Below are 15,996 nucleotides of genomic sequence, written 5' to 3' on the forward strand. Positions count from 1 at the left end.
GACGCGGAGTCGCGGGTTTCATGCCGGGTGTGCTTGCGTCGATCGGTGATCTTCCGCTAGGTTGACCCCGCCGCGCATGTGAGTGGCGCGGTGGGCCTGGAACCAGGTCCGGGTTCCATGCAGCCGCACTCGTGGGGAGCAGCGAGGGAGTTCATGCGAAGCACGATGTGTTGGTCGGCCGCGCTCGTTCTGTGCGCGAGCGTCGGTGTGGCAAGCGGGCAGGCCCAACTCGACCTGCCGCGAGGCGAGTTCGTCGAAGTGGCGCTCGAAAGCGGCGCCCTCGACAACCCCGGCGACAACTGGGCCGCGATCGAACTCGGCGTCGTCTCCGTCGAGGGCGCGGCGTGGCTGCGCCTGCACTTCGACGAACTCACCCTGATCGGCGGCAGCCGCCTCAGGGTCACCTCCTCGCTCGACGGCCAGATCCAGACCCACGATGCCGTGTCCGCCTCCGACTGGAACCGCACCACCGCCTACTTCAACGGCGACCGGGTCACCATCGAAGCCATCCTCGCGCCGCGAACCGCCGGAACCCGCGTCACGCTCCGCCGCGTCTCCGCCGAGCGTGAGGCGCCCGCATGGCCGAGCGCGCTCTGCGGCATCTGCGTCCCCGACACGCGCGAGCCGACGATGGGTCTCGCGTTCGGGCGGCTCATGCCCGTCGGGTGCAGCGGCGTCGTGTCCTGCACCAAGAGCGTCGTCCTCTCCGCGGGGCACTGCGTGACAGGCGACCTCGTCGTCCAGTTCAACGTGCCCACGTCGGGTGCGGACTGCAAGCCAGCCCACCCACCCGTCGAGGACCAGTTCCCCGTCACCTGGGCGCAGTTCGAGAAAGGGGGGGTCGGCAACGACTGGGCCGTGCTGACCACCGGCGCCAACAGCGAGGGGCAGACGATCTTCGAGAAGTACAAGGCGATGGCCCCGGTGTCCGAGACCGTCGCCGCTCTCGGCCAGGCCGTGGACGCCTTCGGCTACGGCGCGGTCGAGGCCCCGGACTGCGAGAAGACCCAGACCCAGCAGCGGAGCGACGGCGTCATCACCCTGGTCAAGGGGAGCCACTACAAGTTCGACAACGACGTCACCTACGGCAACTCCGGCTCCCCGCTCATGCTCAACGGCGAGATCATCGGCATCGTCACGCACTGCGGCACCGTCTGCGGCAACAACATCGCCACCCGGGTGGACAGGCCGGCCTTCCTCGCAGCCCGCGAGGCCGCCTCGGACTGCGCCCGCACCTGGTGCCTCGCCGACTTCAACCTCGACGGCGTCGTCAACTCCATGGACATGCTCGCCTTCCTCTACGCCTACGCGCAGGGAGAACTCTCCGCCGACCTCGACGGCGACGGCCGGCTCACCACCCTCGACGTGCTCGTCTTCATGAACGCCTGGGCGGCAGGCTGCCCGTAGGACCGTGGACACGAGGAGGCGCGCCCGACTGGGGAGCGCCCCTGCCGACACGGCGTGCCGGATCAGGCGACCTGGAGGAGTCGCATGGCGGCGGCGACGATGTCCTGGGCCGTCAACCCGCACTGCGCGAGAATCTGCTCGGGCGTGCGAGCGCTCCGGGGGATGCGCCGGACGTGCAGCTGTTCGAGCGTGAAGGCGTCGCCCGAGGACACGAGGGCGTCCGCCACGGCCGACCCGATCCCCCCCCCGTAGTTGTCCTCGAGCGTGATGACGTAGCCGTTGTTCGCCCCGATGATGTCCAGCAGCTTGTCCGCGTCGAACGGCAGGCTGTAGAGGTCAACGAGCGTGGCGTTCACGCCCGCCTTGTCGAGCAGGTCGATCGCCTTGTTCGCCTCGTGGACCATGTAGCCCGCTGCACAGAGAACGACGTCCCGTCCCTCGTTCAGCACCTCGAAGCCCCCGAGGTTGAACACCTGATCGTCGGAGTAGATGAACTCCGTGTCGGCCCGGAGCGTGCGCATGTAGCACGCGCCCTCGTACTCGGCCATCACGCCCGTGAGCGCATAGGCCGCGTAGGCGTCCGCGGGCTGGAGGACGTAGCAGCCCGGGTTGCCCCGGTGGTCGCGCATGGTCGTCCACGCCCGGAACCACGCGACGTCGGGCAACGCCATCTGGCTCGGGCCGTCCGCCGCGAGGGTGATGCCCGCGTGCGAGCCGACGATCTTCAGGTTTGCCCCCGAGTTGATCGCCATCTCGACCTGGTCGTACGCGCGGGTGACGAACTTGGCGAACGTCGAGCAGAACGGAATCCTGCCCGCCGCCGCCAGCCCCGCCGCGACGGACATCATGTTCTGCTCCGCGATCCGGCACTCGATGAAACGGTCGGCGAGTTCGGACGACTTCCCGAACGTCTCGGCGTAGGTCGAGTTGCTCACGTCCGCGTCGAGCACCACGACGCGATCGTTCACGCGCCCCAGCGCCCGCAGCGCGATGCCGTAGGCCTTCCGCGTCGCCAACCGCCCCGCGTGCAGCACGCTCTCCATGTCCATGCTGCGCATCGCCTCGGCGAACGAGGGGAGCTCGCCGAAGCCCTGCTCACGCGGCGCGGCCTGCGCGGGCGGCTCGATCGTGAACGCGTCGGACGCGGTGAGCGCGCTCGTCAACTCGACACGCCTCTCGTCCAGTTCCGCAAGGGCCTTCTGCAGCGCGTCCCCCGTCGCCGGCTTCCCGTGCCAGCCGCCACCCTGCACGCTCGGCGCGCCCCACCCCTTGACCGTCTTCGCCACCAACGCCATCGGCGCGGCGCCAGGCTGACCGGTCCGTGCGATGAACTCGTCGAACGCCGCCTTGATCTCCTTCGGCGAGTGGCCGTCGATCGTCTTCGCGTGGAACCCGGCGGCCTCGAGCTTCGCCGCCAGACGCTCCGGCGACTGCTGCTCCGCCACGCGCCCAGCCTGCCCGTAGCCGTTGCAGTTGAAGATCGCCAGCACGTTCGTCAGCCCGCGCTCCGCGATGAAGTCCAGCGCCTCGGCGACCTGCCCTTCGCGCGACTCGCCGTCACCGATGATGCAGTAGATGCGACGGTCGATGCCGTCGAGACGCGCCGCCTCCGCCAGCCCGGCCGCGACGCTCAGGCCCTGGCCCAGCGAGCCGGTCGCCGCATCGAAGAACGGGAACCCCTCCATCGGGTTCGGGTGCCCGTCCAGCGGCGAGCCGTCCATCCGCAGCGAACTCAGGTCCGCGACCGTCAGCCGCCTGCGCGAACCCGGGTCACGCCCAACCATCACGCCCAGCTTCGCGGCGGCCGCATAGACCGCGGGCACCGCGTGGCCCTCGCTCAGAACCAGACGGTCGCTGGTCGGGTAGTCCGGGTAGTCGGGGCTCCACCGCATCGTGTGGAACATCAGCATGGCGACCAGGTGCCCGATGCTCATCGCCGACGACGGGTGCCCGCTCCCAGCCTCGGCCGTCATGGTCAGAGAGAGTCGGTCCAACTCGATGGCCTGGGCGTGCATCGCGGCTTCGAACGACATGCGGAGTCCTCCCGCGCCCGGGGCGCATCGGCCACCACCTCACCCGGGGCAGACCCCCGGCGCGGCCCCGGGGACCGGACCCGTCCGACCGTCGGCTGTACCGGTCGCCCCGCGGCCGCCATGAGCGGCAGAGTCTGAGTATCCCCGCCCCCGGACGCCTTGACAACCCCGCAAGGCGATTCGGCCCGAGATTTGCTGGCGGACGACGCCAAGCCCGTCTTCGGGGCACTCCCGCCGCTTCTGCGCGGTACACTCTGGCCCAACACGGAGGAGCCGACCCCATGAAGGTCACCTGCGATCGCGGAGCGTTGCTGGAAGCGATCAACTTGGCGTCGAGCGTGGTCGCCACCCGCTCGCCTCGACCCCAACTGACCTGCATCAAGCTGACCGCCGAGCGCAAGGGCAAGGCGGGCACGCTCACCCTCGCCGCGACCGACGGCGAAATCTCCATCCGCCTCTCCGTGGCGCAGGTGGACGTGCAGACCCCCGGCGAGGCCCTGCTCCCCGCCGACAAGCTCCGCCAGATCGTCTCCGCCGAGGACAACGAGCCGACACTCTCGCTCGAAACGGACGAGAACCTCGTCTGCCACATCCGCGGCAACGACGCGCACTTCAAACTCATCGGCCAGCCCGCGGGCGAGTTCCCGCCCATCACCGAGTTCCGCGCAGCCGTGGCCGGCTCCGGCGGCCGACCCCCCGCCAAGGCCGTCTTTACCCACGACGCCCGATCGCTCGGCGAACTCATCTCGCGCACACTCTTCGCCACCGCCCGCGAAACCTCGCGCTACGCGATCAACGGCGTGCTCATGGTGCGCGAGGGCAAGCGCCTCCAGATGGTGGCGACCGACGGCCGCCGCCTCGCCCTCTCCAGGGCGACGCTCTCCGGCGGAGAAAAGGACGCGCCACCCGTCCGCTGCATCGTCCCGAGCAAGGGACTCTCCACGCTCCAGAAACTCCTGGGCGGATCGGACGAGACGGTCCAGATCGCCGTCACCGACAACCAGGTCTACTTCAACGTCGGCGCGCCCGACGCCAAGGACCACGCCGACGGCCGCGCCGTCCTCTCCTCGAACCTCGTCGAGGGCGCGTTCCCCCCCTACGAGGACGTGATCCCCAAGGACCAGGACAAGACGATCGTCGTGGACCGCGATGCGCTCACCTCCGCCGTTCACCGCGCCGCGCTGCTCACCAACGAGGAGTCCCGCGGCGTGCGCATGGCGTTCGACTCCAAGGGCCGGCAGGCCCACCTCTCCGCCCACGCGAGCGAGGTCGGCGAGGCGAACGTCGAACTCTCGCTCGCCGAGTACAAGGGCGACGACATCGAGATCGGCTTCAACCCCGCCTTCATCACCGACGCCCTCAAGGTGATCGCCGACCCGCAGGTCGTCATCGAGCTGAAGGCGTCGAACAAGCCGGGCCTCATCAAGTCGGGACAGGACTTTACCTACGTCGTCATGCCCGTGAACCTGTCCTGAACCGGCACACCGCGTTCAGCCCGGCGGCCGCCCGCTCTGCACGTCCTGCCCGCGCAGGTACCGTGTCAGGTCGCGCATGAAGACGGTGATGCGCTCGCGCTGGTGCGCCGTGGCGTGCTCCTCGATGCGCTGGCTCATGAACGTGACCATGCCGCCGGCGTCCTGCGCCGAAACCTGCCCAGAGCGCATGATGCGCTCGTTCCGCCGCGCGTCGCGCTGCCCGCGCGCCACGAGCTCCTCGTCCGATCGGCGCTCGATCGAGCCGTCGAACGGCGCGGTGAGCCGGGCCATGCGCACGTAGGCGTCAGCGAGGTACTTCTCGCGCTGCTCGGCGGGGACGTTGGTGTAGTCCTTGGCGGCCAGGTCCACCACGTCGAGCATCAGCCGGCTCGCGTTGCGCTCGATCTGCTCCCGCGCCGCCCCGGAGATGCCCGCGAAGAACGCCGCCATCTCCGCAGAATCCGACGCGCTCAGCGACCGCATCCGCTCGTACAACTGGCCGATCAGCCGGATGCGCTCCTCCACCGGCAGCCGGTTGAACTCCTCCGTGAGCAGGGTGAAATCGAACACCGCCGCGATGCTGTCCGCGCGGTAGTCCGGCACGGGCTTCGGGCGGATCATCAGCCAGGTGCCCACGCCGCCGGAAGCCACGAGCACCAGGAACCCTGCGCCGAGCGCGTTGCGCGCCGCCGGCGAGCGCCACAGGGCGCGGGCGAGCGAGCGGAAGCGAGCGTCGATGGCGTTCAGCCCGGCACGAGCGGAACGACGACCGCTCGGCGCGCTGAAGTCCACGCCCTCGAGGAGCGAGCCGAAACCGGGAGTGTTCCGCGTGTCTTCGCTCATGGCTGCGTCTGCTCCTTGGTCCTCATCCCGGGAAGCCGGAAAGCTTGAGGATCATGGCGAGGATCTGCTCGAGGACCGCGGCGGACGGGTCGCCCGGGTAGACGTCCGCGCTCCCGTCGAGGTAGACGGCGTTCCGCCCCTCTTTGCCGCGCTTGGTGTGCCAGTGGTCGCCGTCGATCATCACCGCGAGCTTCTCGCCCTTGCTCGAGAAGACCTCGTAGGTGCGCGAGATCGCGGTCATCGCCGACCAGCGCGAACCACGGTCGTCCGGGTTCAACACCCCGAAGAGTTCAAGCAGGACATACCCGTCCGCAGGAGGGAAGCGGTACGACAGGCCGTAGGTCCGCCACCACGGATCGGGGTTGTCCGCGTCCTCGCCCCCGCGGTCGCTGGGGCAGAGGTAGGGGTCGCTCACGATCCAGTTGTTGCTTGTGACGTCGTCCGGGTTCTCGCGGCGCGGGCGGGCGGCGTCGACGTACTGCTCCAGCACGTCGAAGAGCGCAACGTCGTTCTTGTTGTCGTCCGCCCCGGCGATCGGCCGAACGAACGGGAACCGGTGGTCGGAGTCGCCGAAGTAGTTCTGCATGCCCGTGCCGAGCGAACGGAGATTCGTCAGGCACTTGAGCTTGCGCGCCTCGTCGCGCGCCTTGCCCAGCGCGGGCAGCAGCAGCCCGATCAGCAGCGCGATGATCGAGATCACGACGAGCAACTCGATGAGCGTGAACGCCCGCCGGGGGGACTCCGCGGCCCGACCCCTCACACCGGGAGCCGGAGCATCAGCCCCTCGCGCGTCGCCTCGTCCACCACGCGCTTCGCGGTCGGCGTCTGCGTGGCGCGGAAGGTGTCGGCGTGTCGCCTGAAGCATGACCTGAACTCCTCGTCCTCACGCATCGCCGCGCCGATGCCGCGCGCCACCGACGCCAGCCCAGCCTTTAACCGCCAGGCCCGTGCCGCCGCACCCAACGCGCCAAGCGCGAGCAGCGCGGGGAGACGCGCCGGCCCGGGCATCCACGCCGACACCGCCTGACCGACCGGGTCCGACGGATTGTTGGATTCGGCGATCGCCCGCTCCAGGCTGGAGAGAGCCGCCCGGACCGCCGCCGCACCCGCCTCCGACGCGGCCTGCCGCGACACCGCGGACTCCCGCAGCGGGTCGCCCTCGGGGAGCGATTCGGCCAGCCGACCCCACTCGGCCGCGTCCGCTTCCAGCGATCGCTGCAGCGAGGCGGCCTCGGCCCGAACCCGCTCCACCTCCTCGGCAGCAACGCACCCCGAGAACACGAGCGCGGTCCCGACCACGGCTCCCACGAGGGCCGTTGCCAACACGAATCGGCGTGCAGCGCCTTGCAGCCACCCAGACCTCCGACTCGACCCCGAACCTCCGACCAGACCGGCCATGACAGCCCCCTTTCCTACCCGGAGAAGCCCACCGGGCTGCATCGGGGCGTCCGGAAGCCGCCCCGGCCCGGGGGAGAGGGGGATTCGTGCGCTCCCCCGATTGTCGCACAGCCGGGGCGGGAACGGAAGCGCAACGCGACGGATGACCGCCAGACAGCGCGCGCCGAGTGCCGGTGGGGGTCAAAGTGCAGCGTCGAGGATCGCTCCCGTCAGGCGGTGGGTCAGCGCATGGCCCGACCGCTCCGCCCGCACGCGGGCGAGCAGGGGTCGGCCCAGCAGCGCGAGATCGCCGACGAGGTCGAGCAACTTGTGGCGCGCCGGCTCGTCGGGAAAGCGGAGCGTGTTGTCGATGGGGCCGGCGGTGTCGAGCACGAGCATGTCGCGCGGCGTCAGGTGCGCGAACAGCCCCGCCGCCCGCATCGCCTCCGCCTCGGCGCGCAGACAGAAGGTGCGAGCGGGCGCGATCTCCACGGCATAGGCCGAGGGATCGCCGGACCACTCGGCGCGCTGCGCCGGCACCGGCGAGCCTGGGCCGTAGTCGAGCGAGTACGAGGCGGAGAACGCGTCGGCGGGTTCGGCGGCGATCGTCGCGCCGCAGGCCTCGACAACGACGGGTGCGCGGAGCCGGATCGGCGCCGAGGGGGGGGCAATCTCGTGCAGGCCGGCGTCCAGGATCGCGCCGACGAACGGCGCCGCCGAGCCGTCGAGGATCGGGAGTTCCGGGCCGGAGACCTCGACGAGGGCGTCGGTTACGCCCAGGCCCGCGAGGGCGGACAGGACGTGCTCGACCGTCGAGACGCCGGCGTGCGCGGGGCCGAGCGTCGTGCAGCGAGGATCGATGGCGCGAAAGGCCGGATGGACGGGGCGATCGGAGAGCGACGCGCGCGCCGCGGGAAAGGGGGGGGCACCCGGAACGTCGGACCGCCGGAGGAGGACGCCCGTGCCCGGACCGGACGGGCGGATGGTGCATCGCGCCGCGGCGGCGGTGAACAGTCCGACGCCCTCGACGCGTGCGCCGCGGGCGAGGGTTCGTCGTGGCGTGCCCGGGACGATCACGGTCGGTCTGTGTGTTCGGATTCGAGAGCCTTGATTCGTGCCTTGATCTCGTCCAACCTGCCCGCGAGCCGCCGGAGAAGCGCGATGTTCCTCATCGCCTCGTGCGCGTTGAGCGCGGGCGTTGCGAACCAGGACTCACCCGCGGGGACGTTGTCCATCACCCCGGACTGCGCGCCGACCTTCGCGCGCGCGCCGACGCGGAGGTTGTCGCCCACGCCGACCTGGCCGCCGAGCATCGCGCCGTCCTCCACGACAACGGAGCCGGCGAGACCGACCTGGCCGCAGAGAACGCAGCATCGGCCGACTCGGCAGGAGTGGCCGACCTGCACGAGATTGTCGATCTTGGTTCCCGCGCCGATGACGGTGTCGTCGAGCTTGCCGCGGTCGATGGTCGAGTTCGCGCCGATCTCGACGGCCGGCTCGACGAGGACCGCGCCCAGGTGCGGGATCTTGACGAGGCCGGAGCCGTCCGGCGCGGGCCGGTAGCCGAACCCGTCCGCGCCGATGACCGTGCCGGCGTGGATGATGCAGTGGTCGCAGATGCGGCAGTTGTGGTAGACGGTGACGCCGGGGTGGAGCGTGCAGCGCTTGCCGATGGACGCTCCGCGCCCGACAAACACGCGCGCCACGAGCACGGAGCCTTCGCCCACCGACGCGCCCGCCTCGACGACGCACCCCGGGCCGACCGTGGCCGACGCGGCGACGGCGGCCGCCGGATCAACGACCGCGCTCGGATGGACGCCCGGAGGGGGGGGCGGGGGCGCGGCCCGCGCCGCGAAGAGCTCGAGCGTGCGGATGAGCGCGATGTCCGCGTCGTCAACCAGCAGAAGCGTGCGCGCCTCGGGGTTGTGCCCCGGCACGCGCAGCGCGCGGGAAACGATGGCCGCCGCCGCCGCAGAGCCGGGCCACAGCCGCGCGTACTCGTCCGTGCGGATGAACGTCAGCGAGCGCGGGCCGGCACGCTCGATCGGCGCGACCGCGTCGATCGGCAGGTCCGCCCGCCCGATCAGATCCGCGCCCAGCGCGTCGGCGATCGTTCCTGTGGTGGTCTCGACGGCCATGCGGTCGGTCAGTTGCGAGCGCCCGCGCTGTGCAGGTTGTTCATGTACGTCAGCACCTGGTCGCTGATGTCGATCGCGCTCGACGCATAGATCACCTGACGCGCCTGGATCGCCGCGTTCACGTTCCGGTCCGGCATCCCCTCGGGAATCGTCATGCCCTGGTCGTCGAACAGCACCAGGTCGTAGCCCGCCTTCGCCGCCACGTCGCGCGTCGCCTCCACCATCTTCAGGTACATCGCGCGGATCGCCTCGCCCTTCTCGATGTTCAGCAGCGTCTGCAGCACCTCCTGCCGGGCCTTCGCCTGCGCCTCGAGCTCGAACAGCTCGGCACGCACCGAACGACGCTGCGCCACCGCCGACTTCTGGAGCTCGTCCAGCTCCGCGGCCTTGCCCTCGATCTGCACCTTCAGACGGTCCAGGGACTTCTGCAGCTCGTCCACACGCGCCTGCAGCCGCGTGTTGAACTCCGTCAACTCGTTCAGACCGTTCAGCACACGTTCCACGTTCAGCACGCACACAGCGGTCGGCGCGGCGGCCGGCTTCGGCGCGGCGTTCGCCCCGGCACGCCACGACAGCGAGGCGACGAGAACCACCGCGAGCACGGCGACGGCCAGAGCGTGCGGCGAGAATCGACCCGTGGTCATCTTTGTGTCTCCCTTGAGAGGCCCGCGTGCGAGTGGGGCGCCGCTGCGGCGCGTCTGCGGGCAGACAATCATACCGGCCACGCTCGCCGCGGTCGCGTCGACGATCCCGCCCAAGAGCGGCGTTCGGGCATCAGAAGGGCACGTCCAGCGAGAACGTGAACAGGCGGTCGCGGTCGCCCGGCTGGTCCACGATCGGGAACCCGAAGTCGAACGCGAGCGGCACCGGGCTGAGCTGGGGGACATACACGCGCACCCCCAGGCCGACCGATACGCGGTAGTCGTCGAAGCCCGGGTCGTTGGTCACGGTGCCCGTGTCGATGAACCCGACGACGCTCACCATGTCCTCCCACACCGGCTGCTGGATTTCCGTGCCGAAGAAGAACTGCCACGTGCCGCCGACGGCGTCGTCGCCCAGCTCGCCCGTGTCGTTGCGGATGCCCTTCGGGCTGACGGTGCGGTAGGCGAAACCGCGGAAGTTCGCGCCGCCGAGGTAGAAACGCTCGTAGATCGGCGTGTCCCCCTCCCCCTGCGGGATGTAGCCGACAAGTCCCTTGAACGAGAGCACGGTGCGCCGCCCCATGAAGTCCTCGGAGATCGGGACGTAGATGGTCTGCTCGGCGGTGAGCTTGGTGAAGTCGAAGTCCCCGCCGAGCAGGCCGACCTGCTCGACGCCGAGTTCCGTGCGAGACCCCTTGGTCGGGCGGTACGGGTCGTCGAGCACGCCGCGCGTCATCGTGAACCCGACGCCGGTGATCACGTTCTGGTCCGCGACTTCGAACACGTCCACGGGCCGGTCCTCCGCGATGTTCTGCAGCTGGACCGCCTCGACACGGACGATCATGTTGCCGGTCCATCGCGTGCCGAAGCGGCGCCCCAGGCCGAAGCGCGCGCCGAAACGCTGCTCGTCGAACTCGCGGTAGTCGCGGTCGCGGTAGAAGGCCGCGACCGAACCGGTGTAGTCCGTGCCGAGGAGATACGGGTCCGAGAGGGCGACCTGGTACGTCTCCACACGGTCGCCGGGGAGCGCCTCGATGCGGAACGTCTGACCCGCGCCCCGGAAGGCGCGCCCGGAGAAGAAATCACCGAAGGAGTCGGGCGTGTCGTACAGGTCAAAGTTGCGCTGAACCAGGCTGATGCGACCCACCACGCCCGCGTCCGAACTCACCGCCGCCCCGAGATTGAACTCGCCCGTGTTCGTCTCCGCGACCTCCACGAGCACGTCCCGGTACTCGGGTTCGTCCGGGTCCGGCGGCTGGAGCGTGATCTTCGGCGGCGTGTGCTGAAGCTCGAACAGGCGCGTGTTCCGCAGCCGGCGCTGGGCCTCGTCAACCGCCGTCCGGTCGAGCGGGCGATCCGGCCGGACACCCGCCGCCTGGACCTCGCGGCGCACCACGTCCTGGCGGGTGATGCTGTTGCCCGCGATGACGACCTCACCCGTCATGTACGCCGCACCCTGCGTCACCTGCAGCAGCAGGTCCACCATCGGCGCGTGCTCGTCGCGCAGTTCCAGCCGGCGGACCGTCACGTCCGTGTAGCCGAGCTTGTGGTAGGCGGCGCGCACCTGCTCGATGCTCCGGCGCAGCCGGTTGATCGAGTACACGTCGCCCGGCTTGAGGTCCATCTGGCCCGAGAGCTGGTCGGCGGTGAAGACCGGCTCGCCGTCCAGCGTCTCCACACGCAGCGATCGATACGTGTACAGCGGCCCTTCCTCCACGAAGAAGGTCACGATGGCCTCGCGGTTGTTCGGCGCGGGCTGGATCCGCTTGTCCACACGCACGTCCAAGTGCCCGCGGTCGCGGTAGAAGGCGTAGATCGCCGCAACGTCCTGCTCCAGGATGTCGTCCTCCAGCGGCGCCTTGCCGAGCAGCCACGCCTCCCGCGTCCGGATCTGCCGCTTCAGTTCCCGATCGGCGAACGAGTCGTTCCCGACGAACCGCAGCCCGGTCACTTTCAGCCGCTCGCCCTCGCGGATTCGGAAGAGGACGATCCCCGAGCGTTCGAGCTCCTCGTCGTCCCAGTCGACGTTGACGAGGTAGTAGCCCTTCTTGCGGTAGAGGTCCTCGATGCGACGTGCCGCGCGGTCCAGCTGGAAGCGGTCCACCGGCGTGCCCACCAGCACGTCCACCTGCTCCGCGATCTCCTGGTCCGTGATGCGCCGGTTCCCAACCGCCTGCACGTCCTGCACAATCGGCTGCTCGGTCAGCACGAAGGTCAGCACCACCGTGCCGTCGGCGAGCGTCTCCAACTCAGTCTCCACTGCCGAGAAGTGACCCGTCCGGTTCAGCCTCGTCAGGTCGTCGGCCACCGTGCGCCGCCGGAACGGCTCGCCCCCGACCGAACGCAACTGGTTGCGCACGAACTGGGCCGTCGTCGCGGAGACAGGCTCCAGAACCCGCCTCCCATCCACCAGCACCGGCTTCATCAGGTCGATCCGCCGGATCGTCCGGCCCTCGACGTCCTCGGGCTGGGCGTGGCAGCGAGCGACCAACCCCGGAGCGAACACCGGCAGGCCCCACGCGCACCCCGCGGCCAAAACGACGGCACACGCTCGGGCGAGCGCGGGTCGGCTCCGGTGGTGGGGGGGAGGCCGGTTCACGGAGGGGGACAATACCGCTCGCCGGGCCGGGCCACAATCCACGCCGTTGCGACCCCCGAAAACGGCGTGTAGCATCCGCCCCCCGGGTTGGGCCGGGGTTGTGGAGGGACTCGACGCCATGAGCCGCCTCATCCGCGTCGCCCGCCGCGCCGGCGTCGTCACGATCACCGCGTGTTCGGTGCTGGCGGGCCTTGGGCTGGTCTTTCACCTCGTGAAGCCGGATGTCCTGCCGCGCGTGGACACGACGAGCCTCGCGGGCGTGCTGGCGATGCTGGTGCTGCCGTGCGCGACACTGGGCGCGCTGGGGATCGACCGCGCGGCGGTGAAGCGGGAGCGGGGGGAGTCCTGACAGTCGGGGACGCTCTCGTGGGAAACCACTCCCTTACGGTCGTGGCTCGTCGGGGGCATGGCGAGCGTTGAAGGCGAGGGCGGTTTCGAGTTCGTGGGCGATGCGCAGCAGACGGGTCTCGCCGAAGGCGGGGGCGATGAGTTGCACGCCGACGGGGAGCGTGCGCCCGTCGAGCGTGGCGACGCCGGCGGGCAGGGCGATCGCGGGCAGGCCCGCGAGGTTGACGCTGACGGTGTAGACGTCCTCGAGGTAGAGCGCGAGGGGGTCGTCGGTCTTTTCGCCGAGACGGAAGGGGGGGGCCGGGCTTGTGGGCATGAGGACCGCACTCGCGCCGGCCTCGAAGGCGCGGTCGAAATCATCCTTGATCCGCCGCCTCGCCCTGAGCGCGGTGAGGTAGTACTTGTCCTGGTAGCCGCTGGAGAGGACGTGCGTGCCGAGCAGGATGCGCCGACGGACCTCCTCGCCGAAGCCCTCGGTGCGCGAACGCCGGTAGAGGTCTTCGAGGCCCTCGCTCTCGCGCACCGCGGCCCGACGCCCGTAGCGCACCCCGTCGAAGCGGGCGAGGTTGGAACTCGCCTCCGCTGCGGCGACGATGTAGTACGCCGCGACGGCGTGCTCGGCATGGGGCAGATCGACCTCGACAATCTCCGCGCCGCGCTCGCCGAGCGCGCCCGCCGCCGCGTCCAGCGCGGCATCCACCGCCGCGTGGTTGCCCCCCCCCCTCGCCTGACGGGGAACGCCGATGCGCAGCGGACGCACCGGCTCCCCGATCCTCCCCGCGAAGTCCTCGGGCGGGCGGGTGCACGACGTCGCGTCCAGCGGGTCGTGCCCGGCCATCACGGACAGCGCGAGGGCGCAATCGCCGACCGTGCGCCCCAAGGGGCCGACCTGGTCGAGGCTGGAAGCGAACGCCACCAGCCCCCAGCGGCTGATGCGCCCGTAGGTCGGCTTCATCCCCACCACGCCGCAGAACCCCGCCGGCTGACGGATCGACCCGCCCGTGTCCGAGCCGAGCGCGAGCGGGACGATCCCAGCCGCTACGGCCGCCGCGCTCCCCCCGGACGAGCCGCCGGGAACGCGCGACTCGTCCCACGGGTTGCGCGTCGGCCCGAAGACGGAGAACTCGCACGAGGAGCCCATGGCGAACTCGTCGAGGTTGGTCTTGCCGACGACGATCGCGCCGGCATCGATGAGCCGCTGCACCGCGGTGGCGGTGAACGGCGACTCGTAGGCTTCGAGCATCCGGCTGGCGCAGGTGGTGCGCCCGTGCGCGAGGCAGAGGTTGTCCTTCACGGCGACGGGGACGCCGGTGAGCGGGCCGACCCGTTCGCCCGCCTGCACGCGAGCGTCGATGGCGCGAGCGTCGTCGATGGCGCGATCGGCGAAGACCTGCACGAAGGCGTTGAGCCGCGGGTTGAGGGCGTCGATGCGGTCCAGCGCGCCGCGCACCGACCGCTCGGCCGTTGCACGTCCCTCGCGCACCGCCGCCGCGAGCTCGACGGCCGACGGCGCGCCCTTCACGCTCCACCACCCTCGCCCATTACCTTCGGCACACGGATGAACGGGCCGAACGACTCCGGCGCGAGCCTGGCGACCGCCTCCGCCGGCAGCGTCGGGCCGGGCGCGTCCTCATCCAGCCGGTTCACCTCGCCCCCCACGTGCGTGAGCGGCTCGACCCCTTCGAGGTCGAGCGCGGCCAGCCGCTCGACGTAGCCGAGAACAGCGTCGAGGCGCTCGGCGGCGCGGGCGACCTGGTCGTCCGGCACATCGAGCCGTGCGAGACGCGCGACCTTGCGGACAGCGTCGGGGCTGAGACGCGGAACATCGACCATGCGGGCAGTCTACGCGACGGCACGCGCAACGGGATGCGCGGATACAACCACCGTGCGGAAGCAGGGGTGTGGAGAGGCAAAGGTCACGCCGCGGGCGAGGGAGGGGCGCCCCTGCCGCCATCGCCGTTGCCGTCCGTCGCGTTGCCGTTCTTCGCCACGCGCTTCACCGCCTGGTTGGCGATGTGCCCGATGACGGCGATCACCGCGACCGCCAGCACGATCCCGCTCACGATCATCCACACGGGGCGCGTCTCCTCGCGGCTCGTCAGGTCCTGCACCTGCGTGGCGACATAGACGGCCGCGGCCGTGCGGGGAGCCATCCCCAGGGCGGTCCCGATCAGGAACGCGCGCTTGCCGACACCGGTCGTGGCCATCACGAAGTTCGTGATCGCGAAGGGAGAGTTCGGCGGGACGCGCAGCAGCGCAACGATCCCCAGCGTGCGCCAGAAGCCGTGGCCGATGAGGGCCTCGCGCACGGCCCGGGCCTTGCGGTTCTCCTCGATGAGGCGCTCGACGCGGTCGCGCGAGGCCGTGCGGGCGACGACGTAGCCGACCGCCGACGCGCCGACGAAGCCCGCGAGCGCGCCCGGGAAGCCCAGCACGAACCCGAACGCCCACCCCGCCAGGATCGCCTGCGAGTACGTCGGCAGCACGCCGAAGCCCGCGCTGAAGATGAAGATCGCGACGTACAAGGCGTAGCCGAGGGCCTGGTGGTGCGTCAGCCAGTCGGCGATCGTGCTGATGTTCGCCAGCAGCAGGAAGCCGCCGAGCGGTGGCAGGATGAGCCACGCGACACCGAGCCACCCCGCCGGCCCCATCCGCCGGAAGAGCTCGCCGGCGCGCAACTTCGGCTCGTGGTCCGTCGTCGTGCTGTCCGCGGGCTTCGCCCCGTCCTCGGGCATATGGGCGAAGCATACCGATCACACCGCGCCCGCATCTCGCTGCTTCACCGCTGGGGCGCGGCGGGGACGGGGGTGCCGATCCAGACGACGGCCTGGGTGCGGGTGAAGGTGGCGCGGCCGGCGACGTAGACACGCCCGGCGCGGATGGCGATGTCGTCGGCGTTGGTCGTGGAAACTGTCGGGATCGTCGCCGAACCAGATGCCGGCGCGCCCGCTGGATCGGCCCACGTGCAGGTCGCCCGTGGTGGCGAACATGTACGAGTTTTTGTTGGGATGGAAGGAGGGGTGCATGTCGATCCAACTCTCGGGCGTGTCGCGCCAGAGGATGGCGTGGTCCCTGAGGGGCTGGAAGAGCAGGGCGCTCCCGACCTGCGCTCCGGGCGCCATGCCGTTGATCTGC

15 protein-coding genes are annotated in these 15,996 nt (G+C 70.5%); 3 read left to right on the forward strand and 12 right to left on the reverse strand.

Annotated features, from left to right (window positions below; all coding sequences use genetic code 11):
- Positions 1–117: 117 nt before the first annotated feature.
- A complete protein-coding gene (locus FBT69_11280) occupies positions 118–1,407 on the forward strand; it encodes a trypsin-like serine protease (GenBank protein ID MDL1905373.1) in 1,290 nt (429 codons plus the stop codon).
- Positions 1,408–1,469: 62 nt separating this feature from the next.
- Here FBT69_11280 and FBT69_11285 read toward each other — a convergent pair whose 3' ends face one another.
- On the reverse strand, positions 1,470–3,440 hold the full coding sequence (locus FBT69_11285) for a transketolase (GenBank protein ID MDL1905374.1): 1,971 nt from the start codon (positions 3,438–3,440) through the stop codon (positions 1,470–1,472).
- 281 nt (positions 3,441–3,721) lie between these two features.
- On the opposite strand from FBT69_11285, the gene dnaN reads away from it, so the two are divergent.
- Positions 3,722–4,915: a DNA polymerase III subunit beta gene (gene dnaN / locus FBT69_11290; protein ID MDL1905375.1), complete on the forward strand. Its 1,194-nt coding sequence runs from the start codon at positions 3,722–3,724 to the stop codon at positions 4,913–4,915.
- A gap of 15 nt (positions 4,916–4,930) precedes the next feature.
- Here the strand turns inward: dnaN and FBT69_11295 are convergent, their stop codons facing one another.
- The 7 genes from FBT69_11295 to bamA all read right to left on the reverse strand — a co-directional run bounded on the left by FBT69_11295 (position 4,931) and on the right by bamA (position 12,645).
- Complete coding sequence (locus tag FBT69_11295) at positions 4,931–5,758, reverse strand: hypothetical protein (protein MDL1905376.1); 828 nt, start codon at positions 5,756–5,758, stop codon at positions 4,931–4,933.
- A gap of 22 nt (positions 5,759–5,780) precedes the next feature.
- The gene (locus FBT69_11300) at positions 5,781–6,623 is read right to left on the reverse strand and encodes a DUF1559 domain-containing protein (protein ID MDL1905377.1); all 843 of its coding nucleotides are present in this window, start codon (positions 6,621–6,623) and stop codon (positions 5,781–5,783) included.
- On the reverse strand, positions 6,515–7,057 hold the full coding sequence (locus FBT69_11305) for a hypothetical protein (GenBank protein MDL1905378.1): 543 nt from the start codon (positions 7,055–7,057) through the stop codon (positions 6,515–6,517). The genes FBT69_11300 and FBT69_11305 overlap by 109 nt, the downstream gene beginning before the upstream one ends.
- Positions 7,058–7,336: 279 nt before the next feature.
- A complete protein-coding gene (lpxC, locus tag FBT69_11310) occupies positions 7,337–8,344 on the reverse strand; it encodes a UDP-3-O-[3-hydroxymyristoyl] N-acetylglucosamine deacetylase (GenBank protein ID MDL1905379.1) in 1,008 nt (335 codons plus the stop codon).
- On the reverse strand, positions 8,209–9,273 hold the full coding sequence (gene lpxD, locus FBT69_11315; GenBank protein MDL1905380.1) for a UDP-3-O-(3-hydroxymyristoyl)glucosamine N-acyltransferase: 1,065 nt from the start codon (positions 9,271–9,273) through the stop codon (positions 8,209–8,211). The genes lpxC and lpxD overlap by 136 nt, the downstream gene beginning before the upstream one ends.
- An 8-nt stretch (positions 9,274–9,281) precedes the next feature.
- Positions 9,282–10,160, reverse strand: a complete 879-nt coding sequence (locus FBT69_11320) for an OmpH family outer membrane protein (protein ID MDL1905381.1) — start codon at positions 10,158–10,160, stop codon at positions 9,282–9,284.
- Positions 10,048–12,645: an outer membrane protein assembly factor BamA gene (gene bamA, locus FBT69_11325; GenBank protein MDL1905382.1), complete on the reverse strand. Its 2,598-nt coding sequence runs from the start codon at positions 12,643–12,645 to the stop codon at positions 10,048–10,050. The genes FBT69_11320 and bamA overlap by 113 nt, the downstream gene beginning before the upstream one ends.
- Between bamA and FBT69_11330 the strand changes: the two genes are divergently transcribed.
- Positions 12,632–12,862 (forward strand): hypothetical protein, encoded by a 231-nt coding sequence (locus FBT69_11330; GenBank protein MDL1905383.1) that lies wholly within the window; start codon positions 12,632–12,634, stop codon positions 12,860–12,862. The two genes, bamA and FBT69_11330, sit on opposite strands and share 14 nt — an antisense overlap.
- 33 nt (positions 12,863–12,895) lie before the next feature.
- Here FBT69_11330 and gatA read toward each other — a convergent pair whose 3' ends face one another.
- The 4 genes from gatA to FBT69_11350 all read right to left on the reverse strand — a co-directional run bounded on the left by gatA (position 12,896) and on the right by FBT69_11350 (position 15,983).
- Positions 12,896–14,383: an Asp-tRNA(Asn)/Glu-tRNA(Gln) amidotransferase subunit GatA gene (gatA, locus tag FBT69_11335; protein MDL1905384.1), complete on the reverse strand. Its 1,488-nt coding sequence runs from the start codon at positions 14,381–14,383 to the stop codon at positions 12,896–12,898.
- Entirely contained in the window at positions 14,380–14,694 is a 315-nt protein-coding gene (gatC, locus tag FBT69_11340; GenBank protein ID MDL1905385.1) for an Asp-tRNA(Asn)/Glu-tRNA(Gln) amidotransferase subunit GatC, read from the reverse strand. The genes gatA and gatC overlap by 4 nt, the downstream gene beginning before the upstream one ends.
- Positions 14,695–14,777: 83 nt before the next feature.
- Positions 14,778–15,596, reverse strand: a complete 819-nt coding sequence (locus tag FBT69_11345) for a TVP38/TMEM64 family protein (GenBank protein ID MDL1905386.1) — start codon at positions 15,594–15,596, stop codon at positions 14,778–14,780.
- An 18-nt stretch (positions 15,597–15,614) separates the two neighbouring features.
- Entirely contained in the window at positions 15,615–15,983 is a 369-nt protein-coding gene (locus tag FBT69_11350) for a hypothetical protein (protein ID MDL1905387.1), read from the reverse strand.
- Positions 15,984–15,996: the final 13 nt, after the last annotated feature.

Source organism: Synechococcales cyanobacterium CNB, from assembly GCA_030263455.1.
Taxonomy (GTDB): Bacteria; Planctomycetota; Phycisphaerae; order Phycisphaerales; family UBA1924; genus CAADGN01.